General features: G+C 40.7%; 29 protein-coding genes. 28 read left to right on the top strand and 1 reads right to left on the bottom strand.

The features are described 5' to 3' along the window. Nucleotides 1–14 precede the first annotated feature (14 nt). From aroH to ACXAF2_RS02725, 14 genes are all read left to right on the top strand, one after another. The gene (gene aroH / locus ACXAF2_RS02790; protein ID WP_475137284.1) at nucleotides 15–404 is read left to right on the top strand and encodes a chorismate mutase; all 390 of its coding nucleotides are present in this window, start codon (nucleotides 15–17) and stop codon (nucleotides 402–404) included. A gap of 13 nt (nucleotides 405–417) precedes the next feature. After that, nucleotides 418–1,518: a histidinol-phosphate transaminase gene (gene hisC / locus ACXAF2_RS02785; protein WP_475137283.1), complete on the top strand. Its 1,101-nt coding sequence runs from the start codon at nucleotides 418–420 to the stop codon at nucleotides 1,516–1,518. 78 nt (nucleotides 1,519–1,596) lie between these two features. Continuing rightward, nucleotides 1,597–2,700 carry a prephenate dehydrogenase gene (locus ACXAF2_RS02780; RefSeq protein WP_475137282.1) on the top strand — a complete coding sequence of 368 codons (1,104 nt, stop codon included), beginning with the start codon at nucleotides 1,597–1,599 and terminating at the stop codon, nucleotides 2,698–2,700. Between the two features lie 12 nt (nucleotides 2,701–2,712). Next, the gene (aroA, locus tag ACXAF2_RS02775; RefSeq protein ID WP_475137281.1) at nucleotides 2,713–4,005 is read left to right on the top strand and encodes a 3-phosphoshikimate 1-carboxyvinyltransferase; all 1,293 of its coding nucleotides are present in this window, start codon (nucleotides 2,713–2,715) and stop codon (nucleotides 4,003–4,005) included. A gap of 122 nt (nucleotides 4,006–4,127) precedes the next feature. Then, nucleotides 4,128–5,027 (top strand): hypothetical protein, encoded by a 900-nt coding sequence (locus ACXAF2_RS02770; RefSeq protein WP_475137280.1) that lies wholly within the window; start codon nucleotides 4,128–4,130, stop codon nucleotides 5,025–5,027. Between the two features lie 35 nt (nucleotides 5,028–5,062). Beyond that, nucleotides 5,063–6,322, top strand: coding sequence for a tetratricopeptide repeat protein (locus ACXAF2_RS02765; protein ID WP_475137279.1), 1,260 nt, complete (start codon nucleotides 5,063–5,065; stop codon nucleotides 6,320–6,322). A 135-nt stretch (nucleotides 6,323–6,457) separates the two neighbouring features. Next, nucleotides 6,458–6,997 (top strand): ReoY family proteolytic degradation factor, encoded by a 540-nt coding sequence (locus ACXAF2_RS02760; protein ID WP_044336344.1) that lies wholly within the window; start codon nucleotides 6,458–6,460, stop codon nucleotides 6,995–6,997. 292 nt (nucleotides 6,998–7,289) lie between these two features. Beyond that, a complete protein-coding gene (locus ACXAF2_RS02755) occupies nucleotides 7,290–7,754 on the top strand; it encodes a YpiF family protein (RefSeq protein WP_475137278.1) in 465 nt (154 codons plus the stop codon). Nucleotides 7,755–7,894: 140 nt separating this feature from the next. Further along, nucleotides 7,895–8,404: a QcrA and Rieske domain-containing protein gene (locus ACXAF2_RS02750; protein ID WP_044336348.1), complete on the top strand. Its 510-nt coding sequence runs from the start codon at nucleotides 7,895–7,897 to the stop codon at nucleotides 8,402–8,404. A 13-nt stretch (nucleotides 8,405–8,417) separates the two neighbouring features. Then, nucleotides 8,418–9,092 (top strand): menaquinol-cytochrome c reductase cytochrome b subunit, encoded by a 675-nt coding sequence (qcrB, locus tag ACXAF2_RS02745; protein WP_169213720.1) that lies wholly within the window; start codon nucleotides 8,418–8,420, stop codon nucleotides 9,090–9,092. 48 nt (nucleotides 9,093–9,140) lie between these two features. Continuing rightward, nucleotides 9,141–9,911, top strand: a complete 771-nt coding sequence (locus ACXAF2_RS02740; RefSeq protein ID WP_113970697.1) for a menaquinol-cytochrome c reductase cytochrome b/c subunit — start codon at nucleotides 9,141–9,143, stop codon at nucleotides 9,909–9,911. A 64-nt stretch (nucleotides 9,912–9,975) separates the two neighbouring features. Beyond that, a complete protein-coding gene (gene lhaT, locus ACXAF2_RS02735) occupies nucleotides 9,976–10,572 on the top strand; it encodes a lipoprotein heptaprenylglyceryl N-acetyltransferase LhaT (protein WP_475137277.1) in 597 nt (198 codons plus the stop codon). 66 nt (nucleotides 10,573–10,638) lie between these two features. Beyond that, nucleotides 10,639–11,430 carry a sporulation protein YpjB gene (gene ypjB, locus ACXAF2_RS02730; protein ID WP_475137276.1) on the top strand — a complete coding sequence of 264 codons (792 nt, stop codon included), beginning with the start codon at nucleotides 10,639–10,641 and terminating at the stop codon, nucleotides 11,428–11,430. 59 nt (nucleotides 11,431–11,489) lie between these two features. After that, the gene (locus ACXAF2_RS02725) at nucleotides 11,490–12,170 is read left to right on the top strand and encodes a zinc metallopeptidase (protein WP_475137275.1); all 681 of its coding nucleotides are present in this window, start codon (nucleotides 11,490–11,492) and stop codon (nucleotides 12,168–12,170) included. Between the two features lie 68 nt (nucleotides 12,171–12,238). Here ACXAF2_RS02725 and ACXAF2_RS02720 read toward each other — a convergent pair whose 3' ends face one another. Continuing rightward, complete coding sequence (locus ACXAF2_RS02720; protein ID WP_475137274.1) at nucleotides 12,239–13,108, bottom strand: YitT family protein; 870 nt, start codon at nucleotides 13,106–13,108, stop codon at nucleotides 12,239–12,241. A gap of 101 nt (nucleotides 13,109–13,209) precedes the next feature. On the opposite strand from ACXAF2_RS02720, the gene ACXAF2_RS02715 reads away from it, so the two are divergent. From ACXAF2_RS02715 to ACXAF2_RS02650, 14 genes are all read left to right on the top strand, one after another. After that, entirely contained in the window at nucleotides 13,210–13,623 is a 414-nt protein-coding gene (locus ACXAF2_RS02715) for a nucleotide pyrophosphohydrolase (RefSeq protein WP_475137273.1), read from the top strand. Then, entirely contained in the window at nucleotides 13,610–14,380 is a 771-nt protein-coding gene (gene dapB / locus ACXAF2_RS02710) for a 4-hydroxy-tetrahydrodipicolinate reductase (protein ID WP_475137272.1), read from the top strand. Before ACXAF2_RS02715 ends, dapB begins: the two co-directional genes overlap by 14 nt. Before the next feature lie 12 nt (nucleotides 14,381–14,392). Further along, nucleotides 14,393–14,800, top strand: a complete 408-nt coding sequence (gene mgsA, locus ACXAF2_RS02705) for a methylglyoxal synthase (protein WP_475137271.1) — start codon at nucleotides 14,393–14,395, stop codon at nucleotides 14,798–14,800. 1 nt (nucleotide 14,801) lies between these two features. After that, the gene (bshB1, locus tag ACXAF2_RS02700) at nucleotides 14,802–15,503 is read left to right on the top strand and encodes a bacillithiol biosynthesis deacetylase BshB1 (protein WP_475137270.1); all 702 of its coding nucleotides are present in this window, start codon (nucleotides 14,802–14,804) and stop codon (nucleotides 15,501–15,503) included. 4 nt (nucleotides 15,504–15,507) lie between these two features. Then, a complete protein-coding gene (gene bshA / locus ACXAF2_RS02695) occupies nucleotides 15,508–16,632 on the top strand; it encodes an N-acetyl-alpha-D-glucosaminyl L-malate synthase BshA (protein ID WP_475137269.1) in 1,125 nt (374 codons plus the stop codon). A gap of 42 nt (nucleotides 16,633–16,674) precedes the next feature. Continuing rightward, nucleotides 16,675–17,871, top strand: coding sequence for a CCA tRNA nucleotidyltransferase (locus tag ACXAF2_RS02690; RefSeq protein ID WP_475137268.1), 1,197 nt, complete (start codon nucleotides 16,675–16,677; stop codon nucleotides 17,869–17,871). Beyond that, complete coding sequence (locus ACXAF2_RS02685) at nucleotides 17,856–18,839, top strand: biotin--[acetyl-CoA-carboxylase] ligase (protein WP_475137267.1); 984 nt, start codon at nucleotides 17,856–17,858, stop codon at nucleotides 18,837–18,839. Before ACXAF2_RS02690 ends, ACXAF2_RS02685 begins: the two co-directional genes overlap by 16 nt. Before the next feature lie 279 nt (nucleotides 18,840–19,118). Further along, on the top strand, nucleotides 19,119–19,958 hold the full coding sequence (gene panB / locus ACXAF2_RS02680; RefSeq protein ID WP_475137266.1) for a 3-methyl-2-oxobutanoate hydroxymethyltransferase: 840 nt from the start codon (nucleotides 19,119–19,121) through the stop codon (nucleotides 19,956–19,958). Then, on the top strand, nucleotides 19,955–20,824 hold the full coding sequence (gene panC, locus ACXAF2_RS02675; RefSeq protein ID WP_475137265.1) for a pantoate--beta-alanine ligase: 870 nt from the start codon (nucleotides 19,955–19,957) through the stop codon (nucleotides 20,822–20,824). Before panB ends, panC begins: the two co-directional genes overlap by 4 nt. Further along, nucleotides 20,817–21,200 (top strand): aspartate 1-decarboxylase, encoded by a 384-nt coding sequence (gene panD, locus ACXAF2_RS02670; RefSeq protein ID WP_475137264.1) that lies wholly within the window; start codon nucleotides 20,817–20,819, stop codon nucleotides 21,198–21,200. The genes panC and panD overlap by 8 nt, the downstream gene beginning before the upstream one ends. 116 nt (nucleotides 21,201–21,316) lie before the next feature. Beyond that, nucleotides 21,317–24,118 (top strand): ATP-dependent DNA helicase DinG, encoded by a 2,802-nt coding sequence (gene dinG / locus ACXAF2_RS02665; RefSeq protein ID WP_475137263.1) that lies wholly within the window; start codon nucleotides 21,317–21,319, stop codon nucleotides 24,116–24,118. A gap of 76 nt (nucleotides 24,119–24,194) precedes the next feature. Continuing rightward, on the top strand, nucleotides 24,195–25,040 hold the full coding sequence (locus ACXAF2_RS02660) for a hypothetical protein (RefSeq protein ID WP_475137262.1): 846 nt from the start codon (nucleotides 24,195–24,197) through the stop codon (nucleotides 25,038–25,040). Between the two features lie 226 nt (nucleotides 25,041–25,266). Continuing rightward, entirely contained in the window at nucleotides 25,267–25,437 is a 171-nt protein-coding gene (locus tag ACXAF2_RS02655; protein WP_082051082.1) for a YpmA family protein, read from the top strand. Nucleotides 25,438–25,449: 12 nt separating this feature from the next. After that, nucleotides 25,450–25,926: a cell wall elongation regulator TseB-like domain-containing protein gene (locus ACXAF2_RS02650; RefSeq protein ID WP_475137261.1), complete on the top strand. Its 477-nt coding sequence runs from the start codon at nucleotides 25,450–25,452 to the stop codon at nucleotides 25,924–25,926. The last annotated feature ends 20 nt before the right edge of the window (nucleotides 25,927–25,946 follow it).

Here is a 25,946-nt window from a genome sequence, read left to right as displayed (position 1 = left end):
GGGAGAGTGGAAGAATGATCAGGGGAGTTCGAGGCGCCACTACAACGGATTGTGACAATGAAAAGGATGTTCTCCTTTCAACTGAAAATCTCTTAAGGGAAATGATTTTACATAATGATATCTTGGCAGAGGATGTTGCATCTGTATTTATTTCTGCCACCAGTGACATCAGGAGTGTATTTCCGGCAAAAGCATTAAGAAGGATTGAAGAGTGGAAATATGTTCCCGTCATGTGTATGCAGGAGTTGGATCTCCCTGATGCATTGCCGAATTGTATTAGAGTGATGATTCATTTAAATACATCTACACCTCAGAAAGACATCCAACATATTTATATGAAAAATGCAGTCAGCCTACGTCCTGACTTGAAAGATACCCCACCTATTACGAATGAAAACGATTGAAAGGAAGGTAAGCATGAAGTGGAGATCTCAGATTCTAAATCTTAAAGCATACCAGCCCGGGAAAACAATGGATGATGTGAAAGAACTATTCAATCTCGAGAAGGTAGTGAAGCTTGCTTCGAATGAAAATCCATTCGGCTGTTCAAAGAACGTTGAAACCTTCCTCAAGACAAACGCTGTATCACATGCGATTTATCCCGACGGCTATGCGAAGGAACTGCGAATGAAGGTGGCAGAGCAGCTATCTGTGGACCCTGGACAATTACTTTTTGGGAATGGATCAGATGAAGTGATTCAGATGATTTCAAGAGCATTACTGGACGGTGAAAAGAGCACGGTTATGGCTACGCCGACTTTCCCTCAGTACAAGCACAATGCCATTGTTGAAGGAGCAGAAATAAGAGAAGTTCCCCTTGACTCATCTGGTAGACATCAATTAACCAAGATGCTTGCTGAAATTGATGAAACGACCTCAGTCGTTTGGCTTTGTTCACCGAATAATCCAACAGGGGAATATATTCGCAGTGAGGAACTCATCACCTTCCTGGATGCTGTTCCAGCGCATGTATTAGTCGTATTGGATGAAGCTTATTATGAATATGTGGTGGCCGGGGACTATTATAATTCATTGGAATTATTAAAATCATACCCTCAATTATTGATTACACGCACTTTTTCAAAGGCATACGGATTAGCCGGCTTTCGAGTAGGGATTGGTATTGCAAATGAAGATGTGATAGGGAAATTAGAACCACTCCGGGAACCGTTCAATAATAATGCTTTAGGTCAGGGAGTCGCAGCCGCAGCAATTGAAGACCAGACGTTCATTAGAGAATGCAGGGAGCATAATCGCAAAGGGCTGGAGCAGTATTATCAGTTCTGCGAAGAAAACGGACTGCATTATTTTCCATCACAAGCAAACTTTGTATTAATCGATTTCGGTGTAAGCGGTGATGATGTGTTTCATTATTTAATGAGTAAGGGATTCATTGTACGGTCCGGAGAGGCTCTGGGATATCCTCATTCTGTTCGGGTAACGGTAGGCTCTCATGAACAAAATGAAGAGGTTATTGAGAAAATGAAGGAATTTCTAGTGCTTCAAAAACATGTGTGAAAAGGAATGGATGGTCGGAACGGCTTGGAATTTTGAGCCTTTTCCGACTTTTTTTCAAATCAAATGAGGGGGACAATCATGAAAGGGACGGTATTGGTCATTGGGATGGGATTAATCGGAGGCTCATTGGCACTCTGTATAAAGAGCGAACATCCCGATGCTAAAATCATTGGACATGATATTAATCATAAAGAATTAAGGTTGGCGAGATCACTCGGAATTATCGATGAAATGTCACTATCTTTACAGTCTGCTGCTGAAAGAGCCGATCTTATCATCATATCCACACCAGTTTTTCAAACCGAAAAGATTATTGCCCAGTTTCAATCATTCGCTTTAAAAGAAACGGCGATAATCACTGACACGGGGAGCACAAAAGAACAAATTATGAAGTGTTCCGAGGAACTGACTTCTAAAGGGATTCAGTTCATTGGTGGACACCCGATGGCAGGTTCTCATAAAAGTGGTGTTGCAGCAGCTAAAAAAATCTTATTTGAAAATGCTTTCTATATGCTGACTCCAGGTTCTGGTGCTACTGGTCAAAAAGTAGAAGAACTTCAAGAATGGCTGAAAGGAACACATGCCAAATTTCTGATCGTAGAACCCAGGGAGCACGATGAACTAACAGGTACGATCAGTCATTTTCCACATATTGTAGCGGCATCTCTTGTTCACCAAGCGAAAGAATCATCTGTACACCATCCTTATTTGCGGAGGCTCGCTGCTGGCGGTTTCCGTGACATCACGCGGATAGCCTCTTCTAACCCGACGATGTGGAAGGATATCACGCTTCAGAACAGAACGGTTTTGCTTTCACTTCTCAAACAGTGGAAATCAGAAATGGATGAAGTCATCACCATTATTGAAGAGAAGGACTCACAGGGGATCTTTGATTACTTCACAGAAGCGAAAACTTTTCGCGATGATCTTCCAATCCTTGAAAAAGGGGCCATTCCTTCTTTCTATGACTTATTTGTTGATGTTCCTGATTATCCAGGGGTGATTTCTGAAGTTACTGCTTACCTTGCCGGGGAAAACATAAGTTTAACCAACATAAGAATCCTGGAAACAAGAGAAGATATTTACGGAGTATTAGTCATCAGCTTTCAGACACTCGAAGATAGGGAAAGAGCTTTAAACTGCTTAAAAGAAAATACGGACTATGAATTATTCTTAGGGTAAAGGGTGATAAGGATGGAAGGAAAAAAGAAATTAATAAATCCCCAAAAGGGTCTAAATGGAGAACTGCATGTTCCCGGGGATAAATCGATCTCACACCGGGCTGTTATGTTTGGTTCAGTTGCGGAAGGGAAAACCGTTATACATAATTTTCTTATGGGTGAGGATTGTTTAAGCACAATCGAATGCTTCCGTAAGTTAGGTGTTGATATCCTAGTAAAAGATGGGGAAGTGATCGTTTCAGGTGGAGGCTGGAATCATTTAAAAGAACCACAGGACATACTCGATGTTGGTAATTCGGGTACCACTACTCGTCTTATAATGGGGATATTGGCAGGAAGGCCTTTTCATTCAATCCTTATTGGAGATGACTCGATTGCTAAACGCCCAATGAAAAGAGTGACAGAACCATTAAAAAGGTTTGGGACTAAAATAGACGGTCGTTCAAAAGGTAACTATACTCCTTTATCAATCCGCGGGGGTGACCTGAAAGGAATTACATACACGTTGCCTGTAGCGAGTGCACAGGTGAAGTCTGCTCTCTTGTTGGCAGGACTTCAGGCAGAAGGTACTACTGAAATTCAAGAACCTGAAAAGACAAGAAATCACACTGAAAAAATGATTATCGAATTTGGTGGTCATATCGAAAGACATGGAGATACAATTAAGGTAAAGGGCGGTCAGGTATTAAAAGGAACTGAAGTCTATGTCCCCGGGGATATTTCCTCAGCAGCCTTCTTCATGGTAGCTGCTGCGATTGTGCCGAATAGTAGAGTGCTCCTGAAAAATGTCGGCCTTAATGAAACCCGTGTGGGAATTGTTGAAGTGATGAAGAAGATGGGGGCATCCATAGAAATAATGGAGAGTTCAAAAGGTGGAGAACCGATAGGTGACATACTGGTGGAGTCTTCAAATCTCACAGGAATAGAAATTGGTGGAGAACTAATCCCATCGTTAATTGATGAAATCCCCGTTATCGCCCTGTTGGCTTCCCAGGCAAAGGGTAGGACCATCATTAAAGATGCAGAAGAGTTAAAGGTCAAGGAAACAAATCGAATCGATGCCATCGTACAAGAGCTTGGACATCTTGGTGCTGACATTCAAGGTACCGAGGATGGCATGATCATTCAAGGGAAAACGCCTTTACACGGTGGTGAGGTTCACTCCTGGGGAGACCATCGGATTGGGATGACATTGGCTGTCGCTTCTTTAATAACAGATTCTGACGTCTATCTTGAAGGTGCGGATGCAGTGAACATTTCGTATCCAACTTTCTTTGAGCATATAAACAAACTTTTACAGAAATAATAATTCCTTTTGGAAGGTGTAAGGACGATAGTTTAGTCCTTACACCTCTCCTTTTATATGAATGCATAGCATGATTTCATCCCTTCTTTCATAGCTTGTCTATAAAGGAAGGTGATGGTGATTTGAGTACGTATATTATAGAAAATGCGAATTGGATTAAAGATTCCAAAGTCACTCAAACTTCTTTACTCGTTAAAGACGATAAAATATCGGCCATAAGAGACAGGTTTTCTTATTATCGATACATGAGGATGGATGTTTCATCTTTCATGATGACCCCCGGACATGTAATGTGTGACTTAGAGGTGCCTGAAGGAACTGATTTTCTTTCAATAAAGAATTATTACCTGGATGAATTTATCCACAAAGGTTGTACTACTGTCCTGACGGCATTTACATTAGGGTTCGAATACGAATTCTTAGCTAAATTGAATGAACGCAAAACCTCCTTGTTAAATAGTCCTCTTGATTACACGATAGGGTTAAAAACCTCTGCAAATCTTATTACTCCTTCAGTCATTCGGTCGTGTAAAAGACAAAAGGTTCCCGTTGTCTGGATTGACATTGATGAAATAGATCGATTCAAGGAAATTCGCTGGGGATGGATCAAAGGATTTTTATATGATTATCCTATTACTTTTGTCCCTTTTTTTACGACAAATATAGACATGAAAACAAAAATAAAGCATCTTAAAATATGGCAAAATACGATGAAAAACGAGAAAATTCCTCATCTTTCAAATGAAATCCCGCAAAAAGAACCATTGAGGCTAAAAGAACTGAAGAAAATTGGGATATATCCCCTTAGAGGAAATTTTTTGGTGGGTGGAGAAATAAGTTATAACCTCTATATGAATATCGACGGTGAAACTGGTGCTGAGCCCTCTGCATTTAAAACGGACCAACATGTGCTAAAATGTACAATGAATAAAGGAAAATGTTATTACTTAAATAATAGAGGCTATTATTATCCTGGTGCTGGTGAAGAACTTATCATTCAAACACCCGGGTACTTTATTTAAAGACAATTTAGCTTTTTTATAGAAAGGGATTGACCATGTCATACGCTGAACGAATGTTATCTTCATTAGAAGAAGGAAAATTGGACGAAGCAAAGAAACAGTATAAGCAAGCATTGAAGTTTGGAAGTCATGAAGAAAAATTCAGCCTGGCTGAAGAATTGCACCATTTAGGGTTCCTGGAGGAAGCAAAAGAGTTGTATGAAAATCTTCTGGAGTATTACCCGGGAGAGGGAGAGCTTCTGATTGAGCTCGCAGAGGTGATGGTGGAGATGGATAATGAAGAAGAAGCGATAGACAAACTCGCAGAATTGGATGAAGAAGACCCCACCTATCCAAGAGCATTGCTGCTTTTGGCAGATCTGTATCAAATGCAAGGTTTATTTGAAGTTAGTGAACAGAAGCTTTTACAAGCCAAGAAGCTATTACCAGATGAGCCTGTCATTGATTTCGGACTTGGGGAATTATACTCTGAAACAGGCAGGTTCCTGGAAGCGATAAGGCATTATCATACCCTTATTCAGAGAGGTACGACCGAACTGGGTGGAACCAATGTTCATCAAAGGTTAGCCGAAGCTTATAGTGTAGGGGGAGCCTTTGAAGAAGCATTGACACATTACGAAAAGGCCCTTCTAGATCACCTGGAAATCAATACACTATTCGGATATGCTGTTACTGCATATCAGGCTGGATTCTATGAAAAAGCCATTGAAAAGCTTATCTCGGTTAAAGAGCTGGATCCGGAATATCATTCGGTGTATTTATTATTAGCCAGGTCATATGAACATGAAGAAAAGCTGCAGGAAAGCCTGGAAACCATTCAAGAGGGCGTAAAACAGGATGAATACAACAAGGAGCTGAATTTGTTTGGTGGGAAAGTTTCCTTAAAGCTTGGGCTGGAAAAAGAGGCAGAGACATTTTTTAGGGAAGCTTTAGCCTTAGATCCAGGTTATGTCGAAGCAGCTTTAGTCATAAATAAATTGTTTTTCACGCAAGATCGATTTGAGGATGTATTGGAGATCGCCCAGATGCTTACGGTTGAAGGGGAAGAAGAGCCGCAAATCAACTGGGATCTTGCAAAGGCCTATGAGGGGCTTGAACAATTTAATCATGCATTAAAACAATACCGTATTGCATATACTTACTTTAAGAATCATCAAGAGTTTTTACTAGAGTACGGACAATTTCTAGTAGAAGAAGGACTCAGAGGTGAAGCGGTAGAAGTATATAAACACCTGATTGAAATGGATCCTTCAAATGACGAGTGGCAGGACCTGATTGAAAGATTACAAGACTAAACGACGTCGGTGGTACAAAGGGATTTGACTGGTGTGTAAACATGAGAACACCTTGGAGTTGTTAACGTTTTTGAGCTGTAAGTCAAAAGGAAAACGGACCTAAACTAAAAAAGATTCTGCAGAGGAGGGAAAACCATGACCACCCCTGTTTCTGTCAACGAGAAGAAAGAATTTATTCGCTGGTTTTTAAATCGATATCAATTAAAGAGAAGAGAATGTGTGTGGATACTGAATTACCTGATGAGTCATGATCAATTGATGAAAAAAGTTCATTTTGTTGAAGAATCTCAGTACTGTCCAAGAGGTCTTGTGATGTCCACACATTGTGTTGAGGATGTGCCATTCCGATTCTATAAAGAGAACATCATGACAACTGATGCGGAGAAGTCATTTCACGATATTCGTTTAAATAAGGACGAAGATATTTATATTCAATTGAACTTCAGTAAGGCAAATTCAAGTTATCAATTCGCAGCAGTACTTGAAGAAAACCCTTTTATGCCGAAGTATTTATTGATTAATGAAAAAGACAGGATTGTTGCAGAACAATTCCTCAAAGACAGTTTGCAAACCTTTCAACGTGATCGATTGCTAAAGGCCATAGATCAGGCTCTTGATACCGGTGACGAAAAATCTTTCAAGAAATTAACCAAAGAATTGAATAGCTTAAGCTAAAAGCTCGAATGAAGAGAAAGGTACATCTCTTCATTCGAGCTTTTTTATTCGGTTGCGGGGTCTCAACCAATGACTTTGCAAACTTCAAAAAATTATTTTTATCATAAGTGTTAGTGTGAAAACAGGGATCGTTCCCTTTCACTCCAAGCACAATGAGCCCCATTCTATAGGTTCAGTTAAATAGGAATAAGGTTTATGGAGCATACTATTAAAAAAGTGAAATCGCTTTTAAACGAGTGTTATAAAGTGATATGATGGGAAGTGAAAATGAAAGAAGAAACGAGGTTTTACAATGAATTGGAACGTAAAAGATATTGAAGTCTTTGAATCTGAAAAAGAATACATAGATACTGCCGTCATTCCGATTGTTCCTGTTGATTTCCTAAAGGATATCAAAACGTCCGCAGCACAATCCGAATTCATCACGCTGCTTACCTTTCACCTTGAAAGACAATTTAAAGGCAGGATGATCATGACACCTCCATTTACGTATACTATGTCTGCTTCAAGAGAGAATGAGGTTTCAAGATTAACCCAATGGGCCGGGGAATTAAGTACCAGCGGAGTGAAGCATACGTTCTTTCTTACATCGGACAGCGAATGGAAAAAGGTAGAGGGTGAATTGCATGACCGCTTGATCTGGGTGCCCTCCATACCGCTTGAGCATTTAGATGAACAGTACAAACATTCCATCATGGAAGATCAAGTGAAGCAGCTCTTAAATGTGATTGTACAAAAATGGCAAAAAAATTCATAAAAACTTCACATTGTGTCCATCATTTAGATTAGAGAGTTATTGACCTTGTATAGAGTTTAATATATCATAGTTATGTCCTAGTTTTATATTTGTGCGAAATATGTCCGATGGACTTACCTTACGATAGAGGGGGGAAAAGGATGAGCAAACATCGTGTATCTAGACGTCAATTCCTTAACTATACACTTACGGGTGTAGGCGGTTTCATGGCGGCAGGAATGTTAATGCCGATGGTTCGATTTGCTGTAGATCCAGTATTAAAAACTTCAGCTGCTGGAGAATTTAAAGCGACAAAGCAAAAAGTTTCAGAATTAACAAATGAACCAGTACGTGTCGATTTCTCTTATGAACAAAAAGATGCGTGGTACACATCAGAAGTAACACAAACTGCATGGGTTTATAAGAACAAAGAGGGGAATGTTGTTGCTCTTTCACCAGTATGTAAGCATCTTGGATGTACGGTTAACTGGGCGGGCGACAAGAGTAACCCAAACAAGTTCTATTGCCCTTGTCATGGTGGTCTGTATGAGAAAAACGGGAAAAATGTTCCTGGTACACCACCGACAGCACCGTTGGATGTATATCCAACAAAAGAAAAAGACGGTATTTTATACCTTGGACAACCTGAACCAAATAAATATGTTAAGTAAGGGGGCGTAATCTGTGCTGAACAAAATCTATGATTGGGTTGACGAGCGTTTGGACATTACGCCTTTGTGGCGCGATATTGCGGATCACGAAGTACCTGAACATGTAAACCCGGCGCATCACTTTTCAGCGTTTGTTTACTGCTTTGGTGGATTAACATTCTTCGTTACCGTAATTCAAATTTTATCTGGAATGTTCCTGACAATGTACTATGTTCCGGATATTAAAAACGCTTGGGAATCTGTGTATTACCTGCAAAATGAAGTTGCATTTGGACAAATTGTCCGTGGAATGCATCACTGGGGAGCTAGTTTGGTTATCGTAATGATGTTCTTACATACACTACGTGTCTTCTTCCAAGGTGCATACAAAAAACCTCGTGAATTGAACTGGGTTGTTGGAGTACTTATTTTCTTCGTAATGTTAGGACTTGGTTTCACTGGTTACTTATTACCGTGGGATATGAAAGCGCTATTCGCTACGAAGGTTGGTATTGAAATCGCAGCTGCTACACCATTTATCGGTGAGCAAGTGAAGATCTTACTCGCAGGAGATTCTACTATCATTGGTGCACAAACACTAACGAGATTCTTCGCTATTCATGTATTCTTCCTGCCTGCAGCATTGCTTGGACTAATGGGGGCTCACTTCCTGATGATCCGTAAGCAAGGTATTTCAGGACCACTATAAGATACGAACATAAATTAATAAACCTTAAATTAGAAGGAGGGGGACGCTATGCATCGAGGAAAAGGGATGAAGTTTGTAGGGGACTCACGTGTACCTGCAGACAGAAAGCCGAATATTCCTAAAGATTATTCGGAGTTCCCTGGAAAAACAGAGGCTTTCTGGCCAAACTTCTTACTAAAAGAATGGTTAGTTGGAGCTGTTTTCCTAATCGGTTATCTATGTTTAACGGTTGCTCATCCATCACCGTTAGAGCGTGTTGCCGATCCAACAGATACTGGATATATTCCATTACCTGACTGGTATTTCTTATTCTTATACCAATTACTTAAATACACATATGCATCTGGACCTTATAATGTTATTGGAGCATTCGTTATTCCTGGAATCGCATTTGGAGCGCTTTTACTTGCTCCATTTATCGACGTAGGACCTGAACGTCGCCCTACTAAACGTCCATTTGCAGTAGGATTCATGTTATTGGCACTTGCAGCAACATATTTCTTGACTTGGGAATCAGTTGTGACTCATGACTGGGAAGCAGCGAAGGAACAAGGTAAGATTCAGGCTGAAGTGGATATCGATAAAGAATCTGAAGGATATAAAATCTATGCAGACCAGAAAAATGGTTGTATTAACTGTCATGGTGAAAATCTGCAAGGTGGAGCAGGACCTTCTTTAGTTGCAACTGGCCTCTCACCTGAAGAAGTAGCGGATATTGCTAAAAACGGTAAACCACCAGGCATGCCTGCAGGTTTATTTAAAGGATCAGACGAAGAGCTGGACAAACTGGCTGAATTCATCTCTGGTTTAAAAGAATAAATAATGAAAAAGGGCCGGCTTACGTTGGCTCTTTTTTTTCTACTTGAAAGAGAGGATTAAATATATGCTCTGGATCATGTCCATCCTGAAGAATAAAACGTTTATATGGTTGCTTCTCATTGTAAATTTGTTTGGCACGATATACGGTTATATATGGTATATCCCTCAACTACAAAATACTCCCTCGCAATTTTTAGTGTTTGTTCCCGACAGCCCGACAGCCAGTCTGTTTTTTTGTTTCGTTCTCATAGCATTTTTACTGAATCGCAATTGGCCACTATTTGAAGTGTTAGCCATTATCACGCTGTTTAAATATGGGGTTTGGGCCGTGGTTATGAATTTGTTGACACTGTGGGTTTCAGGTGATTTACCTTGGGAAGGATATATGCTCATGGCGTCACATGGAGCAATGGCTATACAAGGGATATTGTATTCTTCCTTTTACCGGGTAAGGATTTGGCACCTTATAGTCGGTGCCGTATGGACTGTACATAATGACATCATTGATTACGTATATATGCAGTTTCCCGTTTACTCAAGCTTGTATATGTACATACAACATATTGGATACTTCACTTTCTGGTTAAGTATTGTCTCGATTGTTATCGCATATTTCTTCACACAAAGAACGAAACGATTAGATATTCAACTCTTGCCATAGTCTTTTTTTGGTCTACTCTTGTCCACCCTTTCATAAACTTTACTAGTAGTTTTAGGGGGGACAAGTATGAAATTTATCCAATTCTTTATCGCGCTTTTCTTTTTTCTCATTTTAATACCTCACCCATTAAATGCAGTAGAGTCGACGTCTCCGATGAACGAGCTTGATGAAGTTGCAGACCAGGCCTTGCAAATGACAAAGGCTGGAAGATATGAAGAAGCGAAACATCTACTGGTTTATTTCTCTGATGAATTTGCGTCTTTGAGTGCCCAACGGTCTTTTTCAATGGATGAGCTTAGAATTCTCACCATCTCACATAATCTGGCAGTAGAGAGTATCAACCAGACCTCTGCTGACATGGAGCAGAAGGTGAACGCCGTTACAAAGTTCCGCCTTGTGATGGATGCTTTAAGCAGTCAATATCAGCCTTTGTGGGTAGAAATGGAAGACCCGATTATGGAAGCATTTAATGGAGTGAAGTCGGCAGCGGAAAATGGAAATGTAGATGAATACCATACCACATTGAATATGTTTTTATCGAAATATAATATTATTCAACCGAGTATTAAATTAGATATTCCGGTCGAACGTTCTCAAGCACTGGACGCAAGAATTTCTTACTTGGATCATTACCGGCAGGACGTGTTGGAAAGTACGGAAACCATGGCCGAATTAACATCCTTGGAAACTGATCTAGAGAAGCTGTTTGAGAATAAACAAGAGGATGAAGCAGATCCTTCCCTTTGGTGGGTGATCATATCAACCGGCAGTATCATTGTCTCTACATTATCTTATGTAGGTTGGAGAAAATATAAGGGACAAGGGGAAGCAAAGAAGTCAGAGCGTCAAAAAAATTGACAGAATCTTTATAGCACTATAAAATTTAGGTATCTAAACATCTGGAGGTTATTACGATAATGGCAGGATTTATCATTTACTTTTTACTCATTGCTCTTATTCCAATCGGAGCTCAAATGCGTGTAAAGAGTACGTTTAAGAAATATTCAAGAGTGGCCACTACCTCAGGTATGACCGGCAGGGAGATGGCTAGAAGGATTCTCGACGACAATGGATTACACAACGTGAAGGTTGTGGAAGGCAGAGGGTTTCTAAGTGACCACTACAACCCGATTACCAAAACGGTTGCATTGTCACCTGATAACTATCACGGACATTCTGTAGCGGGAGCAGCTGTGGCGGCCCATGAAGTCGGACATGCGATTCAAGATGCTGAAAGCTATGCATTTTTACGATTCCGCCATGCTTTGGTTCCGGTTGCGAACATAGGCTCCAATATGTCCTGGATCTTCTTACTGATCGGAATGTTCACTCAAATGACTGGAATGTTCCTGCTTGGTATCATTCTGATGGCAGCAGGGGTTGTATTCCAATTAATCACCCTTCCTGTAGAATTCAACGCTTCTTCCCGGGCGATGAATCAGATCGTTTCACTTGGTCTGATTCGGAATGAAGAAGAACGACATGCACGTAAAGTATTGAACGCCGCAGCGATGACATATGTAGCTGCTGCTGCAGTTGCGGTTATAGAATTACTAAGACTTGTATTAATCTTTACTGGGATGAATGGTGACGATTGATTCAAAATAAAGAAGAAGCTGGACTCTAGTTTTGAGCCCAGCTTCTTTTTGTATATTGAAGATCCATGTTAGTCATGTAAAGGATTCTTGTCTGCGTCTAATGTAAATCCTTCGCCAAGTACGTCATGTACGACGGTGACGGAGACGAATGCATGTGGATCGACGCTTGTGATAATATTTTTCAGCCGGACGATTTCATTTTTCCCGACCACACAGTAGAGCACTTCCCTGTTTTGTTTCGTGAACGAACCATGTCCTCTCAGCACGGTTACTCCCCGATCCATTTTTTCGTTGATCACACTCGCTATTTCTTCATGGCTGTCGGAAATGATCATAGCTCCTCTGGCTGAGTATGCCCCTTCCTGCATAAAGTCAATGACCCTTGCAGCAACGAATACAGCTACCAGTGTATACATGGCTTCCCTGTATTCGAGGTACGTGATGAGAGAGACCCCAATGACGACGGCGTCAAACATAAACATCGTTTTCCCCATGCTCCATCCAATGTACTTATGGGCGAGTCGAGCGATGATATCAACTCCCCCTGTCGTACCGCCATATCTGAAAATAATCCCGAGTCCAACCCCGATAAAAGCCCCTGCAAATAATGCTGCAAGAAACAGATCGCCTTCCAGGTTGATCGTCATTTGATATCTTTGGAAAATCCATAGAAATACAGAGAGGCTGACGGTTCCGAGTACAGTATAGTAAAAAGCTTTCTTTCCGAGAAGCTTCCATCCTAAGAAAAATAGGGGGATATTTAAGGCGAGGTTGGAGTAAGACGGATCAATGTCAAATAAAAAATAAAGGATAAGTGTTATTCCGGTAAATCCGCCTTCAGCCAATTTATTTTGGATATTAAAATGGACAAGGCCAAATGCGAAGATAGCTGACCCCAACAGGATGAATAATATATTCTTTAAACGTAATCCCAACATATGTGTTTCCCTCCTTCTATTCGTATTATCTCGTTGACAGAGACATTATATAAGAAGAGAAACAAACTGGCAATGAAGAGTTAATAAAACAAACGTAATATTTGTCAAACGGGAAGGATTTAGCTAACATGATAGGAGATACTGAAGGAGTGTGGCTTCTTATGGATAATAAAAAAACGATGGATCAATTACAAAAAGAAGTAGACCAATACATAAGTCAATTTAAAGAAGGATATTTCAGTCCATTGGCAATGGTTGCGAGGCTCACGGAGGAACTTGGTGAACTGGCACGAGAAGTGAATCATTATTATGGAGAAAAACCTAAGAAGAATTCAGAGGAAGAGAAAACGATTGAGGAAGAGCTCGGGGATTTATTGTTTGTGGTCATTTGCCTTGCGAACTCCCTGGATATCAGCCTGGAAGAGGCACACGATCGTGTGATGCATAAATTTAATACAAGAGATAAAGATCGCTGGACAAGAATTGAAAGTGGGGATGAAGATGGAGCAAATTAACGTCACTATTGCTGGACCAAGAGGAAGAATGGGGAGAGAAGCGGTTCAGTTAGTAAAGGATACTGAACATTTTACGCTTATTAGTGTGATTGATTATAAGAAAGAAATAGATATAGATGTACCGGCGTACGCGGATATTGAATCATGCTTTCAAGATCAAACCCCAGATGTGCTTATTGATTTAACAACTCCGGAAGTGGGGTATCACCATACGAAAACGGCCCTTGAATATGGTGTAAGACCGGTTGTGGGAACGACAGGTTTCTCTACAGATGAATTAAATGAACTTAAGACCCTTGCAGAATCAAAGTCATTGGGATGTATCATTGCCCCCAATTTTGCGATTGGTGCAGTACTTATGATGAAATTTTCCCAGATGGCAGCTAAGTATTTCAATGATGTCGAAATCATTGAATTACATCACGATCAAAAACTGGATGCACCTTCAGGGACTGCCGTTAAGACAGCCGAAATGATCAGGGAAGTCAGAGGATCGAAGCAGCAGGGGCACCCTGATGAAAAGGAAACGCATACTGGTGCAAGGGGGGCGATTGTTGATGGCATGCATATCCATAGTGTCCGCCTGCCTGGATTAATTGCTCATCAACAGGTGATGTTAGGGGCGGAAGGTCAGGCATTAACGATCCGTCATGACTCTTTTAACCGGGGAAGCTTCATGTCTGGAGTGAAAGTTTCCGTTGATACGGTCATGAAGCTGGATACACTTGTGTACGGGCTGGAAAATATTCTAGATTAAAGGGTGAGTGTTATGAATATCGCATTAATAGCTCATGATAAGAAAAAAGATGATCTTATTCGTTTCGTATTGGCATATAAGTCAATAATTGAAGAGCACGCTCTTTTTGCCACTGGAACTACGGGAAAGAGGATCGCGGAAGAAACGGGATTATCTATCCATCGCTTCCGTTCAGGTCCACTGGGGGGAGACCAGGAGATAGGTTCTTATATCGCCAATAATAATATGGATCTTGTCCTGTTTTTTAGAGACCCTTTAACAGCTCAGCCACATGAACCTGATGTATCTGCACTAATCAGACTATGTGATGTGTATCAAGTCCCATTAGCTACCAATATGGGAACAGCAGAAGTATTGGTGAAAGGGCTTGAAAGAGGAGATATCGAGTGGCGGAGTGTGGTAAAGGATAAGGAGGAGTAAAGTGGATCAACGAATAGACATCCTCGCATTTGGGGCACATGCCGATGACGTGGAGATCGGTATGGGGGGCACCCTTGCAAAATATGCAGCCGAAGGAAAGAAAATTGTGATTTGTGATCTCACAGAAGCAGAGCTTTCTTCAAATGGAACCGTTTCTTTGCGTAAAGAAGAAGCATTGTCAGCTGCATCTATAGTAGGTGCTTTCAAGAGGGAGACCTTGGATATTCCTGATAGAGGAATTTACATAACAGATGAAAACATTCAGAAAGTGGTTAATGTGATCAGAATGCACAAGCCCAAAGTGATATTCGCTCCCTACGATCAGGATCGTCATCCTGATCACGGGAATGCTTCACGATTGGTCAAAGAAGCTTTTTTCTCAGCTGGAATTCGAAAATTTCATTCCGCAACCCCGGCACATAAAGCGGATAATCTGTATTTTTATATAATCAACGGCTTTCACAAACCTCAATTTGTAGTGAATGTTGAGGCCTATATGCATACGAAGATTCGAAGCTTAGAGGCATATACGAGCCAATTTACTCAAGGGGCTGAAGGAGTGTCTACTCCTTTAACGGAAGGATACATAGAAGCGATTGAAGCAAGGGAGCGAATGATGGGGAAAGAAGCAGGCTTACGTTATGCAGAAGGATTCTTTTCGTATAACACCCTAATACTGCATCAAGATTTGTTAGGAGATTAATGGTATGAAAATGAAAATAGGTATTACCTGCTACCCGACTGTTGGAGGTTCTGGCGTAGTAGCTACAGAACTGGGAAAATTATTAGCAGAGAGAGGCCATGAAATTCACTTTATTACCTCGAGTATTCCATTTCGGTTAAATAAAATGTATCACAACATTTATTTTCATCAAGTGGAAGTGAGTCAATATTCAGTGTTTCAATACCCGCCTTACGATATAGCACTGGCGAATAAGATGGCAGAAATCACTGAACGTGAAAACCTGGACATTCTTCATGTACATTATGCGATCCCACATGCAGTCTGTGCCATTTTGGGTAAACAAATGTCTGGTAAAGATGTAAAGATTGTCACCACCTTGCACGGCACAGATATTACCGTACTAGGTTATGATCCTTCTTTAACAGGAGCGATTCGATTTGGGATCGAAAAGTCAGACGTGGTGACCGCGGTTTCTTCCGCATTAGTGAAACAAACCAATGATTTGATACAGCCGGATAAGGACATTCATACAGTCTATAATTTCATAGACGAAAGAGTTTACAAAGCAGTAGATTCTCAGCATCTTAGAAATGAATATGGAATTAAGGATAATGAAAAGGTCATTATTCATGTTTCCAACTTTCGTGGGGTGAAAAGAGTAACAGACGTTGTAGCTGCATTCCATCTTATACAAAACGAGATCCCTGCAAAGCTCCTTCTTGTCGGGGACGGACCTGAAATGACGGTTATTTGCAGGCAGGTGGGAGAACTCGGATTAGAAGATAAAGTATTGTTCCTTGGAAAACAGGATAACTTGGAGGAGCTTTATTCGCTTAGTGACATTAAACTGCTGCTTTCAGAAAAAGAAAGTTTCGGTTTAGTTGCCCTGGAGGCTATGGCATGCGGTGTGCCGAGCATCGGTACTAATGTAGGGGGCATTCCTGAAGTCATTGAGGATGGATACAACGGCTTTATTTGTGAAGTCGGAAACGTTTCTCAAGTTGCCGAAAAATCTCTGCTATTGCTTAAAGATGAAACACTTCACAAAGAACTTTCGGGAAATGCCCTACAAACGGCCCGAATAAAGTTTCACTCCAGCAAAATTGTAGAGGAGTATGAACGGATCTACAAAGAGCTTCTATCATGATACAGTTGGAAGGTAAAGATCCGAGTAAAGCAGGTGTTAAATATGTTACCGAGTATATTCCAACAAGCCATACCCGTTTTAAAGAAGATTGAAAGGGCTGGATTCGTTGCCTATTTCGTGGGTGGATCTGTCAGAGATCACTTCCTAAGCCGTTCGATTAATGACGTAGATATCGCAACGTCAGCCTATCCACAAGAATTAAAGGGGATATTTCCAAAAACAATTGATATCGGCATCGAACACGGGACTATCCTGGTAATAGATGAGGGAAGAGAATATGAAATCACGACATTTAGAACTGAATCTGGATATGCGGACTTTAGAAGGCCGGATAAGGTAGAATTCATCCGCTCCTTAGAAGGGGATCTGGAGCGCCGTGACTTTACGATGAATAGTATGGCCATGGATGCTGATGGAAAAGTGTATGATCCCTTTAAGGGCATGGATGACATACATAATAGAGTGATTCGGACAGTTGGATCACCGGACCTGCGGTTTGAAGAGGATGCTCTTCGTATGATGAGGGGAGTGCGCTTTGTCAGTCAATTAGGCTTCAAGGTGGACCCTGATACATTGAATGCGTTAGAAGAGCACTCAAGGCTTCTTGAGCATATAGCCGTAGAAAGAAAAACGATGGAGTTCGAGAAGATTTTAGGAGGTAAATGGAAACGAGAGGCACTTGCCCTTCTTATCAGTACTAACCTATATCGTGAACTTCCTCATTTAACTCAACAGAAAAAAGCTCTTCAAGATGTAGCGAATCTTCTTCGATTAGAAAATACAAATAAAGACCAAACATGGTTACTTCTATTAGCATATATCGAGAATGTTGATACAGAGGAGTTTCTAAGGGGCTGGAGGCTCCCGACGAAAACAATACGGGAACGATCGAAGGAGCTTGGAATCTTAAAGGAAAGAAGGAAGTCCGGATGGTCTAAGCCCTTGCTTTACCGTGCTGGCCTGGAAGCAGCCATTAATATTGAGAAAGTCTATGAATGCTTAGAATCCAAACCTGTTTCTTCTGTAGAAACCGTGAAGGAAGAATATCATTCTTTAGCGATTACATCGAGACAACAACTGGATGTAACAGGAAATGACTTAATGACATGGGCGAACAAAAAGGGTGGTCCATGGATGAAGGAACTTTTGGCTGAAATTGAATGTGCAATTGTAACCGATACAATCAATAATGATAAAGAAACGATAAGGAGGTGGCTACAGACATGCAATCGACTATAAAGAAGAAACTGCTTCACGCTTTATCTGAATCGAATCAGGAATTTTTATCGGGACAATCACTGGCTGATATAGCAGGCTGTTCAAGAACGGCTATTTGGAAGCATATTGAAGAACTTCGCAAAGAAGGTTTTGTGTTAGAAGCCGTAAGAAAAAAAGGATATCGAATTGTTGAAACCCCTGATAGTGTGACAGAAAGTAAGATCCGCTTAGGATTACAAACGAAAAAGTTAGGCAGGGTGATCCACTATGAGGAGTCGGTTCAAAGTACACAACGCATTGCTCATGTACTGGCCGGCGACGGCGCATCAGAAGGTACATTGGTCATTGCAGATGAACAAACTGCAGGAAGAGGCAGGTTAATGAGAGAGTGGCACTCATCAAAGGGAACGGGAATTTGGATGAGTCTGATCTTAAAGCCCCTTCTTCCCCCCCAAAAGGCCCCGCAGTTTACACTCATTACTGCAGTTGCCGTCGTTCAAGCGATCGAGGAAGTGACAGACCTTCATCCGCAGATCAAATGGCCGAATGATATTCTTATTGACGGAAAGAAAGTGACTGGGATTTTGACGGAGCTGCAAGCTGAATCTGATAAGATAAATTCCATTATTATCGGGATCGGTATGAATGTAAATCATTCGAAGGAACACTTTCCTGATGAACTTCAGAAGATTGCAACCTCACTCGCCATTGAACAAGGAGAACCTTTATCAAGATCGGAAATTGTCCAAAAGGTGTTAGAACGAATCGAAGCCCTATATTCTATGTATATGAAGGAAGGCTTTACTCCGGTCAAGCTGTTATGGGAGAGTTACGCAATCAGTATAGGTAAGAAAATCCGTGCACGTACGATCAATGGAACGATTGAAGGAAGGGCACTCGGAATAACCGATGAAGGCGTTCTGAAGATCGAAGACTCAGCAGGGACCATTCATCAGATTTATTCTGCAGATATTGAAGTGAATATTTAAGTGAAACCGGGATGGAGGCTATTCGAATGCTTCCATACCGGTTTTTTTATGGTATAATCTCATTGGGCAGTATCCTTGGAACTGCACCCCTATGCGTTCAGCTTTTAAAACTATAATACAATTTCTGCCTTGATCCATTGTGGACTGGGACAGAGGGTCGAAACAATGATACTAAACACTTATGATCCTTCTGTCATTTATTCAGAAGGTTTTTTATTTCTGTAATGAAAGTGCTTTCATTTCGTTTCGTCACCTCTGACTGAAAAGAAGGAGGATACTATGAAACAAACAACAGATTTTATTAAGATGAAGAATAAGAGAGAAAAGATTTCGATGCTTACGGCGTATGATTTCCCAAGTGCAAAGATAGCGGAAGAAGCGGGAATTGATGTGCTCCTTGTAGGTGACAGCCTTGGAATGGTTGTATTGGGTTATGACTCAACGGTACCTGTTACAGTTGAAGATATGATCCATCATACGAAAGCCGTAAAAAGAGGGGCGATAGATACCTTTATCGTCACTGATATGCCGTTTATGTCCTACCATTTGTCAAGGGATGAAACTCTTAAAACAGCGGCTCAGATTCTTCAACAGGGAGGGGCTCACGCTGTGAAGGTTGAGGGGGGAGATCATGTGATTGATCGTATCCATTCCCTTACAAGTGCCGGGATACCCGTTATGGCTCATTTAGGTTTAACCCCTCAATCCGTCGGTGTCCTTGGAGGATATAAAGTACAAGGGAAAACAGCCGACTCAGCCAAAAAGTTGATCGATGATGCCATAAAATGTGAACAGGCAGGTGCCTTTGCACTTGTGTTAGAGTGTGTGCCAAAACAAATAGCAAAAGAGATTTCAGAAGCATTAACGATTCCGACGATTGGTATTGGTGCAGGCAGTGAAGCAGATGGCCAGGTGTTAGTGTTCCACGACCTTGTAACATATGGGGTGAATCGTGTGCCTAAGTTTGTTAAACAATACAGCAATGTATCAGACGCCATTCATATCAGCATAAAAAACTATATAGAAGAAGTTAAAGGGGGTAGCTTCCCATCAGATGATCATTCCTTTACGATGCGGGATGAAGAATTGGATGCTCTCTATGGTGGAATGAAAAAATGAAAGTGATAACGAACATACAAGATCTGAAAGCTTCGATACAACAAGTTAAGAATTCAGGGTCCTCTATCGGGTTTGTCCCTACAATGGGTTACCTTCATGAAGGGCACATGACTCTAGCGGAGGAAGCGGGGAAAAACAACGATGTTATCGTGATGAGTATTTTTGTAAACCCCCTGCAGTTCGGTCCGAATGAAGACTTCGACCGCTACCCTCGTGATGTTGAAAGAGATACAGTGTTAGCAAGGAATGTTGGGGTTGATATACTCTTTATTCCTGAAGTAGTAGAAATGTATGATGGGAAACAGTCTGTAACCTTGAGTGTGATAGAGCGGGTAGAAGTACTGTGCGGACGAAAACGGGAAGGTCATTTTGACGGAGTGGTAACCGTACTGACTAAATTGTTTCACCTTATTCAGCCGACCAGAGCGTATTTCGGGTTGAAGGATGCCCAGCAGATTGCAGTAGTGGAAGGGTTAGTAAGCGATTATTTCTTTCCGGTGGAAATCGTGAGGGTTACTACCGTCAGGGAAGAGGATGGATTGGCGAAAAGCTCAAGAAATGTCTATCTTTCAAAAGAAGAAAAAATGGAAGCTCCTTCACTTTATCAAAGTCTGATAGAAGCAAAAAATCGTATTGATGCCGGGGAGAGAGACCCCGATTCGATTATTTCCATGATTTCAATGAACCTTCAAGAAAACACCTCAGGAAAAATCGATTATGTGGAAGTGTACTCTTATCCTGAGCTAACGGAACTGTCCAGATTACAGGGGGAGATCATTGTCGCTCTGGCAGTTCAATTTCAACGGGCCAGATTAATTGATAATATAATCATCAGTGTAGAACCAGAGGAGGATTTAAATGTTTAGAACAATGATGAGTGGTAAAATCCACAGAGCGACTGTAACAGAAGCGAACTTGGATTATGTAGGAAGCATTACCATCGATCAGGATATTTTAGATGCAGTCGGAATGATGGCGAATGAAAAGGTTCAGATTGTAAATAACAACAATGGAGCCCGCCTCGAGACTTACATTATACCAGGTGAAAGAGGAAGCGGCGTCATTTGTTTGAACGGAGCTGCTGCAAGACTTGTGCAAAAAGGTGATATTGTCATCATCATATCGTATAAACTGGTAGCTGAAGATATGGTCCATGATCATATTCCGAAAGTAGCTATCATGGGAGAAAACAACCGCATCATTGACATGATCGGTACAGAACCTGAAGCGACTATACTATAAAAGAAATCGGCAAGTCTTCTAATTTTTGAATAGGAGACTTGCTTTTTTGTTTATGGTACACTTATTTAGAAATCTTAAGAGTATCAAGTAGGATCTATATAAAGGCAGTGAAGAACATGTACCCATTTAAACTCGTTGTTATCGATCTTGAAACAACAGGAAATTCTCCTAAAAAGGGAGAAAAAATCATCCAACTATCAGCGGTTATTATAGAAAACGGAAAGATCATTGACCAATACACTTCATTTGTGTCACCTGGAAAACCGATTCCTGCGTTTATTGAGGAATTGACGGGGATCAATGATGAAATGGTCAAGGACGCTCCGGCTTTTCATGAAATTGCACCGAAAATACTTGAGCTTCTGGATCATGGCGTTTTTGTTGCTCATAACGTCCAATTCGATCTATCATTCCTTCAAGCAGAACTGGAAGATGCAGGCTATAATCCATTTACGGGTCCTGCCTTCGATACAGTAGAATTAGCTAAAGTGGCCTTACCATCAGCAGATAGTTTTAAACTGACGGAATTGTCCAATTCTTTGGAATTAAGCCACGTAAGGCCACACCAGGCAGACAGTGATGCCTATGTGACAGCCGAAATTCTTCTTTATTTTATGGAAGAATTGTCTAAGCTTCCCTTAGTCACACTTGAAAATCTTCACAAGCTTTCAAATCATTTGAAAAGTGATCTTTCCTTAATGTTTGACAGTATTGTGAGTGAGAAACAAAAACATGTAGAGGATCTTCCACCACAGTTAGAGGTGTATCGAGGACTGGCTCTTCGTAAGAAATATACTTCAAAGAAAGATGTTACACCGATGGAAGAGCTCCATGTTGATGAACCTGATATAGAAGAACACTTGGAACAATATGTCCCCTTCTATGAGAAAAGGGAGCAGCAAATGGAGATGATGGATGAGGTTCAACATGCTTTTCATGAATCCCGCCATGTGGTCATAGAAGCGGGAACAGGTGTTGGAAAGTCACTGGGCTACTTATGGCCTGCGGTTATGTTTGCCAAAGGATCCCATGAAAAAGTGGTCATCAGTACTTACACAATCCAATTACAAGAGCAATTACTTCATAAAGAAATTAAATTGTTGGAAAAAATAAGCCCTACACCATTCAGAACTGTACTGCTAAAAGGGAAAAATCATTACATAAACCTGTTTAAGTTTGAACAGTCTCTTAGGGAAGATGAGTCTCAATATGACGTAGTTCTGACAAAGATGCAAATTCTGGTATGGCTTACCCGAACAGAGTCCGGTGATATGGATGAACTTAACCTTACTTCTGGGGGGCAGTTGTTCTGGAATCGTCTAAAACATGACGGCTGGCACTTACCCCATACGAAAGATCCCTGGGTCGGGAAAGACTTTTATCTTTTCGCTAGAAAGAGTGCTCAAGAAGCAGATATCATCATTACCAATCACTCAATGCTACTGACTGATATCGCGAAGGAAAGCAGCATGCTTCCACCGTACGAATACTTAGTGATAGATGAAGCTCATCATCTGGAGAAGTCTGCAAGACAGCATCTTGGAGTTGTAATGGATTATCTCTCGATTAAGTTTAGTACGTCCCAGTTAGGAACCCTGGACCAAAAACAGTTGTTCTATCGACTTGATCAGCTTATTTCCAAACACTCAGTTCAAATGAATACTCACTCATTTGAATTGAATTCTCGTATCAGTCAGTTTTACGTTGATTTAGAAGAGGCCATCGGAGTGTTAACGAGCGTCTTCTATAAGAAAGCCAAAAAGAGGACCGGGGTACAAAAAATACAGCTGAGAATTACGGACGAAATGAAGAGGAGCAGCTACTTTCAACCTGTACTCATGTCCATGGAACGGGTTATTTCAGGAATGAAGTTTGTGGAAAGAGAGTTTCAGCAGGTTCTGGCGGCAATAAAGGATAAGAAAATCAAGCTTGAGGATAAAGAAAAAGCCCTGATTGAAGAATTCCACAGCTTTTTAGTGGATTGGGCAGAGTTGAGAATGAATTTTCAAACGGTCTTTTTAAGAAATATGAACAACCATGTTCTCTGGTTAGATGGAGATACAAGATCATTACCGAATAGTCTTTCTATCCAAGCTCAACCAGTTACCGTCAATCGTAATCTTCAAGATGAGATCTTTGCCAAAAAGAAAAGTGTCGTCCTTACTTCAGCTACCCTGACCGTCAGCGGGTCTTTCACTTACTTCTTAAACGAGGTTGGACTCATTGATGAGGGGGTAAAACAGATACAGCTTACTTCTCCTTTTGACTACAATGAAGTGTCAAGATTATTCGTCCCAACAGACGTCCCTGAAATTCAGCAAGTCCAAAGTGAAGAATACATTGAAGCAATAAGCTCGCATTTAATAGGAGTGGCTCAAGCGACGAAAGGCCGAATGCTCATCTTATTTACGTCTTACGATATGTTAAGGAAAACGTATGAACTGATGAAAGAAAGTGGTTTATTAGAGGAATATGTATTGATGGCACAAGGAATCACCTCTGGAAGTCGTACACGGCTGACAAAGAACTTCCAGCGATTTGACAAGGCTATATTATTTGGAACGAGTAGTTTCTGGGAAGGTGTAGACATCCCCGGAGAAGACCTGTCTTGTCTTGCCATGGTCAGACTCCCATTCTCTCCACCTGACGAGCCTGTCAATCAGGCAAAATCAGATATCCTTAAAGCTCAAGGGAAGAATCCGTTTTCTTCTCACTCTTTACCCGAAGCGATTATTCGATTCAAGCAAGGGGTAGGAAGGCTGATTAGAAGAAGCAGTGATCGTGGAATCGTGATTGTATATGACCGCAGAGTGATGACGACAAGGTACGGTAAGGCTTTCTTGCAGTCAATTCCTTCAATGGAAGTAAAAGAAGGCGATTTATTTGATTTGGTTACATGGATTGAAGATTGGCTCTAATACAGATTAAACTTCAGTGATAAATTTCACTCTTTAACACAACCTAAAGAGTAGATGTTAAACTGGAGGATTGAAAATGAAAGTGATCTTTTCGGTAATGCTGACTTTTTTCCTTGTCATTTCAAATGCTTATGGAATGAAAGTGCCTCAGGTGGATCTGCATGTATCACATGAGGAGTATGCGATTAGTTTTCTTCCTGTTTTAAAAGGGGAGGTAGCCGTTCTTCAATTAGCTTCCGGGAAAAATTATTTAATTAATACAGGACCCCTTCAGGAAAGGAAACAATTATATTATTATTTGAATCAAATCCATATTGACAATATAGTGGGAATCATCCTCACGGAAAAAAGAGAAGTGCATGAGGATATGATTACTGAACTTGATAAGAAGTACTCCATTAAAGAAATAATAACGGGTAAATCCCTGACTGAAGTAATACAGAAAAAAGATTCCTTTACGATACACACGATTACAGAAGATCAATCATACCCGCTTTCAAAAGAGTTAGCATTAAATGTGATGCATGAAGGCAATGAGAAAGGTGAAGGACTGGACTTTTCCATAACTTTCTTCCATCATCGCTTTTTGTGGCTGAGCTCACAATCATCGCATTCTGAAGAGGTTTTACTTACAAAACCCCTTAGGAACGTCAATATTGTCAAAATACCTCTTCACTCTAAATCGGAAAGTATGTCCCATAGTCTCCTGAAGCATATCGATCCTCAGACGGCTTTACTTTATCGTTCTAAGGAAAGGCTTCTTAATGGTGAAATGCTTGAAGCAATCAACGAGGCGTGGATTGATCTGTATTTAACCGGGCAACATGGTTTGATTGCCATCAAATTTAATAAGCGGAATTATGAAGTGCTTACCTTTGATCAAGAAGATGGAGTGTTTAAAGAAGAGGGCGGAAATCACTAATGCCGAGAGAAATTAAAGTCAGGCTGACAAATCTGTCAGCCTGAACTGAGTGTGGATTTGAAAAAAGTTTTTTTCGGATACGCTCTACCATAATAGTCATTAATGTTGTTATAATGTGTGTAGCGTTTCTTACTCATAATGTGAGGTTAGCAGTGACATCATGAGTGGAAAAAAATGATTTTTAATAGAGGAATATCTTAAGTAAGCGGGTAAAAGGAGGAACACCATGGAGAGCCGAATTGAAATTCTTTCCACCGTTCGTATCGAATATACGGATAACTTATATAAAGTGGTTGATACATTAAATAGAACCTTAAAAAAAGATGATTATATGTTTGGTTTAGCCTTAGATCCGGAAGATCAGAATCAAGCAGTATTAACAATATATCGTACATAAAGAGTGATTGTAATGAAGAAATGGATAACGATTATTTCTCTATTGTTCATCGTCCTTGGGATAGCGGCTACAGTCGTACTATATCAAGTTCCAAGGAACCCATTGGATAATCAGGCAGAGAAGGCGCTAAATAGAGTAAAAAACGAAACGGCTATTGTGGAAGTTGAAAACACGAGCTTCTATAACGGTTCTAAGTCATATGTTGTGGTGACAGGTAAGGATGATCAAAATGAGAAGCTCGTCGCTTGGGTACCCAATAAAAAAGGGAAAATAATTGAGAAAAAATGGGCAGATGGTATTTCAAAAGAACAGGCAATCAATAAACTAAATGATGAAAAGCAACCGAAAGAATTATTATCGGTCCGTTTAGGATATGAATCTGTAGGGCCTGTATGGGAAATTACCTATTTAGATCAACAAGACAATTTAAATTATTTTTATCTGCTGTTTTCTACTGGAGAATGGTGGAAGAAAATTGAAAATTTATAATCAACTCTAGGGGGAATACG

It is taken from the genome of Rossellomorea sp. ABR4_004 (genome assembly GCF_056159585.1).
This window is presented reverse-complemented; position numbering and strand designations above follow the sequence as displayed.

Excerpts from the sequence above, each read along its gene's own strand:
- ACXAF2_RS02660 (WP_475137262.1), top strand. The coding sequence starts at position 24,195 with ATGAAAGTGATCTTTTCGGTAATGCTGACTTTTTTCCTTGTCATTTCA.
- aroH (WP_475137284.1), top strand. The coding sequence starts at position 15 with ATGATCAGGGGAGTTCGAGGCGCCACTACAACGGATTGTGACAATGAA.
- dinG (WP_475137263.1), top strand. The coding sequence starts at position 21,317 with ATGTACCCATTTAAACTCGTTGTTATCGATCTTGAAACAACAGGAAAT.
- panC (WP_475137265.1), top strand. The coding sequence starts at position 19,955 with ATGAAAGTGATAACGAACATACAAGATCTGAAAGCTTCGATACAACAA.
- ACXAF2_RS02655 (WP_082051082.1), top strand. The coding sequence starts at position 25,267 with ATGGAGAGCCGAATTGAAATTCTTTCCACCGTTCGTATCGAATATACG.
- ACXAF2_RS02650 (WP_475137261.1), top strand. The coding sequence starts at position 25,450 with ATGAAGAAATGGATAACGATTATTTCTCTATTGTTCATCGTCCTTGGG.
- ACXAF2_RS02690 (WP_475137268.1), top strand. The coding sequence starts at position 16,675 with ATGTTACCGAGTATATTCCAACAAGCCATACCCGTTTTAAAGAAGATT.
- lhaT (WP_475137277.1), top strand. The coding sequence starts at position 9,976 with ATGCTCTGGATCATGTCCATCCTGAAGAATAAAACGTTTATATGGTTG.
- ACXAF2_RS02760 (WP_044336344.1), top strand. The coding sequence starts at position 6,458 with ATGACCACCCCTGTTTCTGTCAACGAGAAGAAAGAATTTATTCGCTGG.
- ACXAF2_RS02765 (WP_475137279.1), top strand. The coding sequence starts at position 5,063 with ATGTCATACGCTGAACGAATGTTATCTTCATTAGAAGAAGGAAAATTG.
- ACXAF2_RS02685 (WP_475137267.1), top strand. The coding sequence starts at position 17,856 with ATGCAATCGACTATAAAGAAGAAACTGCTTCACGCTTTATCTGAATCG.
- hisC (WP_475137283.1), top strand. The coding sequence starts at position 418 with ATGAAGTGGAGATCTCAGATTCTAAATCTTAAAGCATACCAGCCCGGG.
- ACXAF2_RS02780 (WP_475137282.1), top strand. The coding sequence starts at position 1,597 with ATGAAAGGGACGGTATTGGTCATTGGGATGGGATTAATCGGAGGCTCA.
- ACXAF2_RS02750 (WP_044336348.1), top strand. The coding sequence starts at position 7,895 with ATGAGCAAACATCGTGTATCTAGACGTCAATTCCTTAACTATACACTT.
- mgsA (WP_475137271.1), top strand. The coding sequence starts at position 14,393 with ATGAATATCGCATTAATAGCTCATGATAAGAAAAAAGATGATCTTATT.
- ACXAF2_RS02755 (WP_475137278.1), top strand. The coding sequence starts at position 7,290 with ATGAATTGGAACGTAAAAGATATTGAAGTCTTTGAATCTGAAAAAGAA.
- panD (WP_475137264.1), top strand. The coding sequence starts at position 20,817 with ATGTTTAGAACAATGATGAGTGGTAAAATCCACAGAGCGACTGTAACA.
- dapB (WP_475137272.1), top strand. The coding sequence starts at position 13,610 with ATGGAGCAAATTAACGTCACTATTGCTGGACCAAGAGGAAGAATGGGG.
- aroA (WP_475137281.1), top strand. The coding sequence starts at position 2,713 with ATGGAAGGAAAAAAGAAATTAATAAATCCCCAAAAGGGTCTAAATGGA.
- ACXAF2_RS02720 (WP_475137274.1), bottom strand. The coding sequence starts at position 13,108 with ATGTTGGGATTACGTTTAAAGAATATATTATTCATCCTGTTGGGGTCA.
- ACXAF2_RS02740 (WP_113970697.1), top strand. The coding sequence starts at position 9,141 with ATGCATCGAGGAAAAGGGATGAAGTTTGTAGGGGACTCACGTGTACCT.
- panB (WP_475137266.1), top strand. The coding sequence starts at position 19,119 with ATGAAACAAACAACAGATTTTATTAAGATGAAGAATAAGAGAGAAAAG.
- bshA (WP_475137269.1), top strand. The coding sequence starts at position 15,508 with ATGAAAATGAAAATAGGTATTACCTGCTACCCGACTGTTGGAGGTTCT.
- ACXAF2_RS02725 (WP_475137275.1), top strand. The coding sequence starts at position 11,490 with ATGGCAGGATTTATCATTTACTTTTTACTCATTGCTCTTATTCCAATC.
- ypjB (WP_475137276.1), top strand. The coding sequence starts at position 10,639 with ATGAAATTTATCCAATTCTTTATCGCGCTTTTCTTTTTTCTCATTTTA.